The 9089-nt window shown below is 57.9% G+C and carries 5 protein-coding genes; 2 read left to right on the forward strand and 3 right to left on the reverse strand.

What is annotated here, in order from left to right; all coding sequences use genetic code 11:
* Positions 1–29 precede the first annotated feature (29 nt).
* The 3 genes from fhuA to hrpB all read right to left on the reverse strand — a co-directional run bounded on the left by fhuA (position 30) and on the right by hrpB (position 7658).
* The gene (fhuA, locus tag IM317_RS18910; protein ID WP_033144662.1) at positions 30–2279 is read right to left on the reverse strand and encodes a ferrichrome porin FhuA; all 2250 of its coding nucleotides are present in this window, start codon (positions 2277–2279) and stop codon (positions 30–32) included.
* Between the two features lie 235 nt (positions 2280–2514).
* Positions 2515–5040: a bifunctional glycosyl transferase/transpeptidase gene (mrcB, locus tag IM317_RS18915; protein WP_033144661.1), complete on the reverse strand. Its 2526-nt coding sequence runs from the start codon at positions 5038–5040 to the stop codon at positions 2515–2517.
* A 188-nt stretch (positions 5041–5228) separates the two neighbouring features.
* Positions 5229–7658, reverse strand: a complete 2430-nt coding sequence (gene hrpB / locus IM317_RS18920) for an ATP-dependent helicase HrpB (RefSeq protein WP_033144660.1) — start codon at positions 7656–7658, stop codon at positions 5229–5231.
* 73 nt (positions 7659–7731) lie between these two features.
* Between hrpB and thpR the strand changes: the two genes are divergently transcribed.
* A complete protein-coding gene (thpR, locus tag IM317_RS18925; protein WP_033144659.1) occupies positions 7732–8286 on the forward strand; it encodes an RNA 2',3'-cyclic phosphodiesterase in 555 nt (184 codons plus the stop codon).
* Positions 8276–8980: a DNA/RNA nuclease SfsA gene (gene sfsA / locus IM317_RS18930; protein WP_033144658.1), complete on the forward strand. Its 705-nt coding sequence runs from the start codon at positions 8276–8278 to the stop codon at positions 8978–8980. Before thpR ends, sfsA begins: the two co-directional genes overlap by 11 nt.
* The last annotated feature ends 109 nt before the right edge of the window (positions 8981–9089 follow it).

The following is a 9089-nucleotide window of genomic DNA, read 5'->3' on the forward strand; positions in this document are numbered from 1 at the left end:
GGGCACGGCGAACCGTGCCCGAAGAGAGATTAGAAGCGGAAGGTCGCGGTGGCAACAACCTGACGTTCAGCACCCCAGAAGCAGCCGTAGGTATTGAAGCAGCTGGCAACGTACTCACGATCGAACAGGTTGTTCACGTGCAGCGCCACGTTTGAGCCCGCCATGCCAACGCGTGCCAGATCGTATCTGACCAGCGCATCGACAACGGTGTAGCTGCCCACCTTGAAGGAGTTCGCCGGATCGCCATAGCTTGAGCCCGTGTAACGCACGCCGGTACCCAGCGTCAGACCTGACAGCGCACCGTCAAACAGGGTGTAATCGCCCCACAACGATGCCATGTGTTTTGGCACCTGAGCAGGCGTGTTGCCTTTGTAGGTGGTGTCCGTGGTGTATTCCGCATCGGTATAGGTATAAGAACCCACCAGGTTGACGCTCGCAGAGAGGGCCGCTTTCGCTTCCAGTTCTACGCCACGCGCGCGGATTTCACCGCCCTGAACCGAGAAGAAGGAGCCCGCCGGGTCCGCCATCAGGTTGTTGGTTTTGGTCAGCTGGTACAACGCACCGGTGACGACGATCGGACGATCGTTCGGCACGTATTTCACGCCCGCTTCGTACTGTTTGCCTTTAGACGGCGAGAACAGCTTGCCCTGGGCATCGGTCTGCGAAGCCGGTTCAAACGATTCGCTGTAGCTAAAGTACGGAGTTACGCCGTTATCAAACAGATAGTTAACGCCACCGCGCCAGGTGAACTGGGTATCATCACGTTTGGAGGTGGTGTTCGTCACGCGGTTGTAGGATTCCTGATCGGCCCAGTCATAACGGCCGCCCAGGGTTACCAGCACTTTATCCCACTGCGCCTGATCCTGAACGTACAGACCCGTCTGTTTTTGACGGTTGAGGATCTGATATGGGCCGGAGGTCGCGGGATCTTTTGAGCCGAAATCAAAATCGCTGTTCACCGGGTTGTAGAGATCCAGCAGCGGAACAGAGTCGTCGTAACCGAACCAGGAGTTGATGTCATTCCGCATGCGCATAAAGTCAACGCCGGTCAGCAGGACGTGGTCCACCTCGCCGGTTGAGAATTTGCTCTGCAGCTGGGTATCAACGGTAAAGTTCTGCAGCTTTTCATTATCGACAACGTATTTACGCGCCAGATAATGGCCTTTGTCCGATGGCGCTAGCGCGGCGCACTGTTTGTTGCCGCTGTTTGCCGGATCGGTACAGACGCCATAGCCGTATACGCTGTTTTGCGAGGTTTTGTTCTCGGCAAAGCGCAGGTTCTGACGCACGGTAAAGGTATCGTTGAACTCGTGGTCGAAGCTATATCCCACCATTTTCTGGTTACGGGAATAGGTATTGTTCTTCGCGCCTTCGTTGAAGTTCGTCGGCAGACGATCCCCATTCGGCAGCGGCTCCACCGTTCCCTCTTTTGGCAGCCAGCCGTAGTAGCCCGTTTCAGGCTCGTTCTGGAAGTAGGAGAGGAACGTGAAGGTGGTTTTATCATCCGGACGCCAGGAGAACGATGGCGCGATGGCGTAACGCTGCTCTTCCGCACGCTCCTGCTGAGCGTTATTAGAACGCGCAACGCCCGTTAAGCGATAAGAGTAAACGCCGTCGTCGTCGATCGCATCGCTAAAGTCAAACCCGGTCTGGAACAGGCTATCCGTGCCGACTTTGAACTGGATCTCTTTCAGCGGCTCGGTTGTTGGGCGCTTACTGACCATGTTCAGCAAACCGCCCGGGCTGCTTTTGCCGTACAGAACGGAAACCGGACCGCGCATGATCTCGGCGCGCTCCAGCATATAAGGATCAATCACCGCGTCGTTATAGAAGTTCCCCTGCATTTTCATGCCGTCGAGGTAGTTATTCTGCGTCTGGCCATCGGCCGCGAAGCCGCGAATGATCAAATAGTCATAGGTGTTAGACGCGCCGCGCGTGCCTACCGCAACGCCCGGCGTGTAGCTCAGGGCTTCTTTCACCGAGCGCGGCTGATGCAGCGCCATCTCTTCGGCCGTGACCACAGAAATAGACTGCGGAACCTTTTGAATAGGGGTATCCGTTTTGGTTCCGGTCGCGGATTGCCGTGCGGCGATGGTCGCAGCAGGCCCCCAGGCACTTTCCTGTGCCGCAGGTGCTGCGGTAACCGTAATGGTTTCTTCTTTTTTCGGGGTTTCGGCCGCGTGAGCATAAGCAGACATGCCGGCAACCGCTGTGGCGACGACGACCGCGAGCTTACGCAGCGACGTGTTCATTGGCTGAGCAGTATTGGAAAGCGCCATGTTGAATCTCTGATGTGAAAGTGAATGATAACGTAAACGAGAATTATTATTATGAGCGCCAGAATAATATGCGAAACGCTGGTTGCATAGCAAGCAGTAAGCGGCCCTATGAGAATTAAGGGTTTAAGAAATCATCAAGAGAAAACGAAGGGTTAATCAGAGTTAAAGCGAGGGTTAACGAAATGAGGTTTGCGGGTAAAAAAAGCCCCCTTCCAGGGAAGAGGGCTTTAAAAGCTTAGTTACCGCCGAACATGTCTTTAATCCAGCCCGCGACACCGTCGCTGTCTTTCTTCTCATTCTGCTGCTGCGGCTGTTGCTGCTGCGGCTGCTGTGGCTGAGAAGACTGGTCGAACGGGTTACCCGTTGGCTGTTCTGGCTGGCTTTGCTGGCACAGCGAGTCCGGGTTTGCGGTCCAGACAGGCAGCGTACGCATCCCGCCGCCGCAGACGAAGTTACCGGAGCTGTCAACGCCCATATCGACGATATCTTCCGGCGCAACCAGATTCAGCGGCACAGGAGACTGATTTGCCAGATAGCGCTGGTAAATCGACATCGCCCCGCTCGCCCCGTACAGTTTGGTCGGCTGGTTGTTGTCGCGGCCTACCCAGGTGATCACCACTTCACGGCCATCAATACCGGCGAACCAGGTATCGACGTTGTTGTTGGTGGTCCCGGTTTTACCCGCCAGATGCAGACCCGGATACTTCGCGCCCAGCTGGCGCCCGGTACCGCGCTGCACGACCTGCTGCATCGTCCACAGCGTCATATAGGCGGCCTGAGCAGGAACGGCACGCTCCGCCTGCGGGAAGCTCTGATAAAGCACGGAACCATCTTCGGCAATCACTGAGCGCAGGGCAGACAGCGGCGCGCGGTTGCCCCCGCTGGCAATGGTCTGGAACGCCTGCGCCACTTCGATCGGCGTCAGGTTAAGCGCACCGAGGATCATCGCCGGCACCGGATGCAGCTGATCTTTCGCCACGCCCAGTTTTTGCCAGGTATCGACAATCGCCGGCAGTCCCAGCGACATGCCCAGGTTCACCGTTGGCACGTTCATGGAACGGGTCAACGCATCCACCAGCATGACCTGGCCGCTGAACTGTTTATCATCGTTCTGCGGTGACCAGACCTGGCCGTTAGGCTGGCGCAGGGAGATCGGCGCATCCGCAATCCAGGTATTCAGGCGATACTGATTTGGCTGGCTCAGGGCTGTGAGGTAGGTTGCCGGTTTTGCCAGAGAGCCGATTGAGCGACGCGCCTGCATCGCACGGTTGTAGCCTGCAAACTGCGGCTCGGCCCCGCCCACCATCGCGCGCACTTCGCCGGTGTTACGGTCAACCACCACCATCGCGGTTTCAAGATCGGAGAGCTTACGCTGTTTCTTCAGCGCCGGAATGCCTTCCACCGCCGCTTTTTCGGCCGCATCCTGCGCCACGGAGTCAAAGGTGGTGAAGATCTTCACGCCGGAGAGATCTTTGACCTTATCGCCGAGCTTGCTTTGCAGCTCCTGACGCACCAGCTGCATAAACGCAGGCTGAGGCGAAATCACGCCGCCGCGCGGCTGAACGCCGAGTGGACGCGCGCTCAGCATGTCGTACAGCTCCTGGTCAATCACCTGCTGCTGTTGCAGCAGACGCAGAACGAGGTTACGACGCTCCAGCGCCAGTTTCGGGTTACGCCACGGGTTATAAATGGACGCCCCTTTCACCATGCCCACCAGCAGCGCCTGCTGGTCCAGGCTCAGCTCTTCCACCGGACGGCCAAAGTAGTACAGGCTCGCCAGCGGGAAGCCGCGGATTTCGTTATCGCCGCTCTGACCGAGGTACACCTCGTTCATGTACAGCTCAAGGATACGATCCTTGCTGTAGCGCGCATCCATCAGCACGGCCATGTAGGCTTCGTTCGCTTTACGCCAGTAAGAGCGTTCGCTGGAGAGGAACAGGTTTTTCACCAGCTGCTGGGTCAGCGTACTCGCTCCCTGCACGGTACGACCGGCAGTCAGGTTAGCCAGTACCGCACGGCCAATCGAGTAGAGGCTGATGCCATCGTGCTCGTAGAAGTGACGGTCTTCGGTTGCCAGCAGGGTATCTACCAGCAGATCCGGGAAGCCGTTACGCGCCACGAACAGGCGCTGCTCGCCGTTTGCTGACGAAAGCATGGTGATCAGACGCGGATCGAGACGGAAGAAACCGAACTGACGGTTGTTATCCATGTTCTCGATGGTGTCCAGACGATCGCCGTCAAAGGTCAGACGCGCGCGCACCTGCCCCTCTTTGCTGTCCGGGAAATCAAACGGACGACGAATCATCTCAATGCTGTTGGACTGCACGGTAAATTCGCCAGGCCGCGTCATTTTTGATACCTGACGATACTGGGTGGCTTCCAGCAGTTTAACCATCTCGTTCTTGGTGATGGACATATCTGGCTCAAGGTTCACCATACGGCCATACACTGCCGCAGGGAGCTGCCAGACTTTACCGTCGATACGGCTACGGATCTTCTGATCCAGATACACGCCGTAAATCGCCATCAGGACAACAAAAACAATAAACAGCTTCAGCAGCAGCCAGAACCAGCCGCGCTTGCCCCGAGGCTTACGCCCTTTGCCTTTTCCATTACGCGGCATCGGTTCTTCATCCTCATAATCGTCTTCATAGTCATCGTCATAGTCCTCATCTCTGAGGCGACGACGGCTTACCTTTTCTTTCGCCGGACGCGTTGGTTTTCCCTTACGTCCTATTGGCTCGCGGTCATTCCCCGCCATGCTTTTTCTCCGCAACTTTCAGGCGCAAAGGCCAGATTTTCTTTTCTTTCACAGGCCTGTGAAAGAAGAAATCTCTCAAAATAAACAGCAAGACTTTCCTGTCAGGAAAGTCTTTAGTGTTTTCTCCCTCTCCCCGTGGGAGAGGGCCGGGGTGAGGGCATCAGGCCGCACTCCCTCTTTCACCTAACCTACGAATATTTCTTCGTTCGCCGCGTCGGCGCCGTATTCGCCGGATCGTCCGGCCAGACATGTTTGGGATATCGCCCCTTCATCTCTTTCTGCACTTCACGGTAGCTTCCCGCCCAGAACGCTCCCAAATCTCGGGTGATTTGTAATGGACGATGCGCAGGCGACAGCAGCTCAAGCACTAACGGCACACGCCCTTCCGCAATGGACGGCGTGGTGGCTTCACCAAACATCTCCTGCATCCGAACCGCCAGCGCCGGCGGATTATCCTCATGATAACGGACGGCAATCCGGCTTCCGGTCGGCACAGTGTAATGCCCTGGCAGTTCACTATCCAGACGTTGACGTAATGACCAGTCCAGTAAATTCTGTAACGCGGTCTTAACATCAAGCGCCTTAAGGGCTCGCAGAGAGTGTACGCCGCTCATTTGCGGCAGTAGCCAGCGCTCAAGCGTAGCGAGCAGCGTCTCGTCATCCACCGCAGGCCAACCGTATTCCGGTAGCCACTTCGCGGCGCAGTGCAGACGAATGCGGTACTGCTCCGCTTCCGGCGTCCAGTTCAGGGCGCTCAGCCCTTTTTCCCGAATTCCGTTCAGCATCGCCTGATGAAGCTCGTCTTCCGACGGCTTCGCCAGCGGCTTCGTCCCAAGCGTCAACTTGCCAATCTGGCTGCGACGAAAGGCCTTCAGCGTGCCCTGGGCGTCATCCCATTCCACGGTATCAGATTGCTGAAGCAGCTGCGGACAGGCACGCGTCAGGGCGTCAATATCTACGGCTATCGCCAGCAGGATACGCGCATCCGGAGAATGGCTGCCCTGCAGCAACAGCGGGGCGATCAGCCATTCGTGACGCGTCAGCGCATCATCGCTATCCAGCATCGCTCCCATGCCGTTTGCCAGCTGGTAGCGACCATCCAGCCCGCGCCGACGCGCGATCCTGTCCGGGAAAGCCTGGGCCAGCAGGAAGGCAATCTTATCGCTGTCAGGCGCACCTCCCCGGCTATTCAGGCGTTTGCCCAGCTGCTGCGCCCGCTGCTGCCAGTTCCCCTGGCTGCGCGAAAACGCCTGCCCCAGATCGCTGCTGCCACCGCGAGGCGGCTCCTCAAGAATAGCCGCCAGTTTTGCCGCCGTGGCAATTTCATCATCCCCTTGCGCGGCCACCAGCATCGCGGCCAGACGCGGATCGTTGCCCAGCGCCGCCATTTTCTGGCCGCGCGCCGTCAGACGCTCGCCTTCCAGCGCGCCAAGCTGCGTCAGCAACGTGCGCGCAGCGGTGAGGTTTACGACAGGCGGAGGATTAAGCCAGGTGAGCTGCTCAGGGTTCGGACAGCCCCACTGGAGCAGATCCATCACCAGGCCAGACAAATCGCTTTGTAAAATTTCCGGCGTGCTTTGCTGTGCAGCGCGTTCAGCCTGCTCCGCGCTGGTCAAATGCAGGCAGATGCCCGGCTCAAGACGCCCCGCACGGCCCGCGCGCTGCACCATCGACGCCTGGCTGATGCGCTGCGTCAGGAGTTTAGTCAGCCCGGTACGAGGGTCAAAGCTTGCCACTCTCTCCTGCGCGCTATCCACCACCAGGCGAATCCCTTCAATGGTCAAACTGGTTTCAGCAATGTTGGTTGCCAGCACCACCTTGCGCTGCCCCGCCGGTGCGGGAACAATCGCTTTACGCTGATCCTGCAGCGACAACGCGCCGTAGAGCGGGCAAAGCAGCACGTCGGCGCCTACGCGGGTAGAAAGCTGCTCCTGCACGCGCTGAATTTCGCCCACGCCGGGCAAAAACAGCAGCAGGGAACCGGCTTCCTGGCGCAGCAGCTCAGCCGTGGCAATGGCGACGGCCTCGTCAAAACGCTGGTGGGAGGGAAGCGGCTGATAGCGGCGTTCAACCGGAAACGCCCGCCCTTCCGAGCTGATGACCGGCGCATCGGGTAATGCCTGTCGTAGCCGCTCGTTATCCAGCGTGGCCGACATAATAAGCAGCCGGAGATCGTCGCGTAGCCCCTGCTGCACGTCCAGCAACAGCGCGAGGGCCAGATCCGCCTGCAGGCTGCGCTCGTGGAATTCATCGAGGATTACCAGCCCGACGCCGTTCAGCTCCGGATCGTTTTGCAGCATGCGGGTGAGAATACCCTCGGTGACAACTTCAAGACGCGTGGTCGGGCCAACGCAGGTCTCGGCACGCATCCTGTAACCTACCGTTTCGCCCGGTTTTTCATTCAGCAGCTCCGCCAGACGCTGAGCCACGTTGCGCGCGGCCAGCCTGCGCGGCTCCAGCAGGATAATTTTCCCGCGGATATTTCCGTCTTTCAGAATCTGCAGCGGCAGCCAGGTGGACTTGCCCGCGCCCGTAGGGGCATTCAGCAAAACCTGCGGGGCATGGCGTAAGGCAGCGAGAAGCTCAGGAAGAATGACGGCGACCGGCAATGAGGACACTAACAGCTCCAGAGGGTTAACATTAGTCGGCGTACATTGTAGCATCGGCGCATATCATTACCGAGTCCTCCGTATGCCTGAGTCGAAACGGCTGTTTTTTGCCATTGAATTGCCCACCACCATACAGCGTCAAATTGTTCGCTGGCGCGCCGATTGCTTTTCGCCGGAAGCGGGCCGCCCTGTCGCGGCGGCCAACCTGCACCTGACGCTGGCCTTTTTGGGCGACGTCAGTGCCGAAAAACAGCGGGCGTTAGCCGCAATGGCCGGGCGTATTGCCCAGCCGGAATTTACGCTGCACCTCGACGACGCGGGCCAGTGGCCGCGTTCGCGCGTGGTCTGGCTGGGAACGCGCCAGCCGCCGCGCGGCTTATTGCAGCTGGCGAATATGCTGCGCGCCCAGGCGGCGCGCAGCGGCTGTTATCAGAGCCCACAGCCGTTTCATCCACATATCACGCTGCTGCGCGATGCCGGTCAGGCCGTTGCCATCCCGCCGCCGGGTTTTCACTGGGCCTTTCCGGTCAACGCATTCGCGCTTTACGAATCCGTCTTTGCACAGGGACGCACCCGCTATACGCCGCTACAGCGCTGGACGCTGGGCAATACTGAAAGGAATTCTGATGAAGTTTAGTCCTCCCCTGCAGCACGCTACGCTTATCCAGCGATACAAACGCTTCCTCGCCGACGTGATCACCCCCGAAGGGGTTCAGCTCACCCTGCACTGCCCCAATACCGGCGCCATGACGGGGTGTGCGACGCCGGGTGACAGGGTCTGGTATTCCACTTCAGAAAATAGTAAACGCAAATATGCCCATACCTGGGAAGTGACCGAAACCCAAAACGGGGCATTTATTTGCGTTAATACCCAGCGCGCAAATCAGCTGGTTAAGGAAGCGCTGACCCTTGGCGCCATTCCCGAACTGGTGGGATATGGCACGCATAAAAGTGAAGTGAAATATGGCGATGAAGGCAGCAGAATTGACTTCATGTTACAGGCGGAAGACAGGCCCGAGTGCTATATTGAAGTAAAATCAGTGACGTTAGCGGAACAGGAAAATGGCTACTTCCCGGATGCGGTAACGCTGCGTGGCCAGAAGCATCTGCGAGAGCTAATGAGTGTTGCGGCGGCGGGCAAACGCGCCGTATTGCTGTTTGCGGTGTTGCATTCAGCCATTGAACGTTTCTCCCCTGCCCGCCATATTGATCCTAAATACGCGCAATTGTTGCATGAGGCACAAAAGCAGGGGGTAGAGGTTTTCGCTTATAAAGCGGAACTTTCTGCCGATAATATGACTCTGAGATCCTCTCTTCCCATTGTCTTGTAAGGGATTAGACGATTGTCGAATAAGTGTTCTGGCCGCGTGCGCAAATACGCTTTTCCTCACAGGCTTGTCAAGTGTTACGTTTAGATAATGTTAACACCAAGCTGTAATG

The organism is Enterobacter cloacae complex sp. S3, assembly GCF_014930495.1.
GTDB classification, from domain to species: Bacteria; Pseudomonadota; Gammaproteobacteria; order Enterobacterales; family Enterobacteriaceae; genus Enterobacter; species Enterobacter asburiae_B.

Coding starts and splice junctions, on each gene's coding strand:
- sfsA (WP_033144658.1), top strand. CDS start 8,276: ATGAAGTTTAGTCCTCCCCTGCAGCACGCTACGCTTATCCAGCGATAC.
- thpR (WP_033144659.1), top strand. CDS start 7,732: ATGCCTGAGTCGAAACGGCTGTTTTTTGCCATTGAATTGCCCACCACC.
- fhuA (WP_033144662.1), bottom strand. CDS start 2,279: ATGGCGCTTTCCAATACTGCTCAGCCAATGAACACGTCGCTGCGTAAG.
- mrcB (WP_033144661.1), bottom strand. CDS start 5,040: ATGGCGGGGAATGACCGCGAGCCAATAGGACGTAAGGGAAAACCAACG.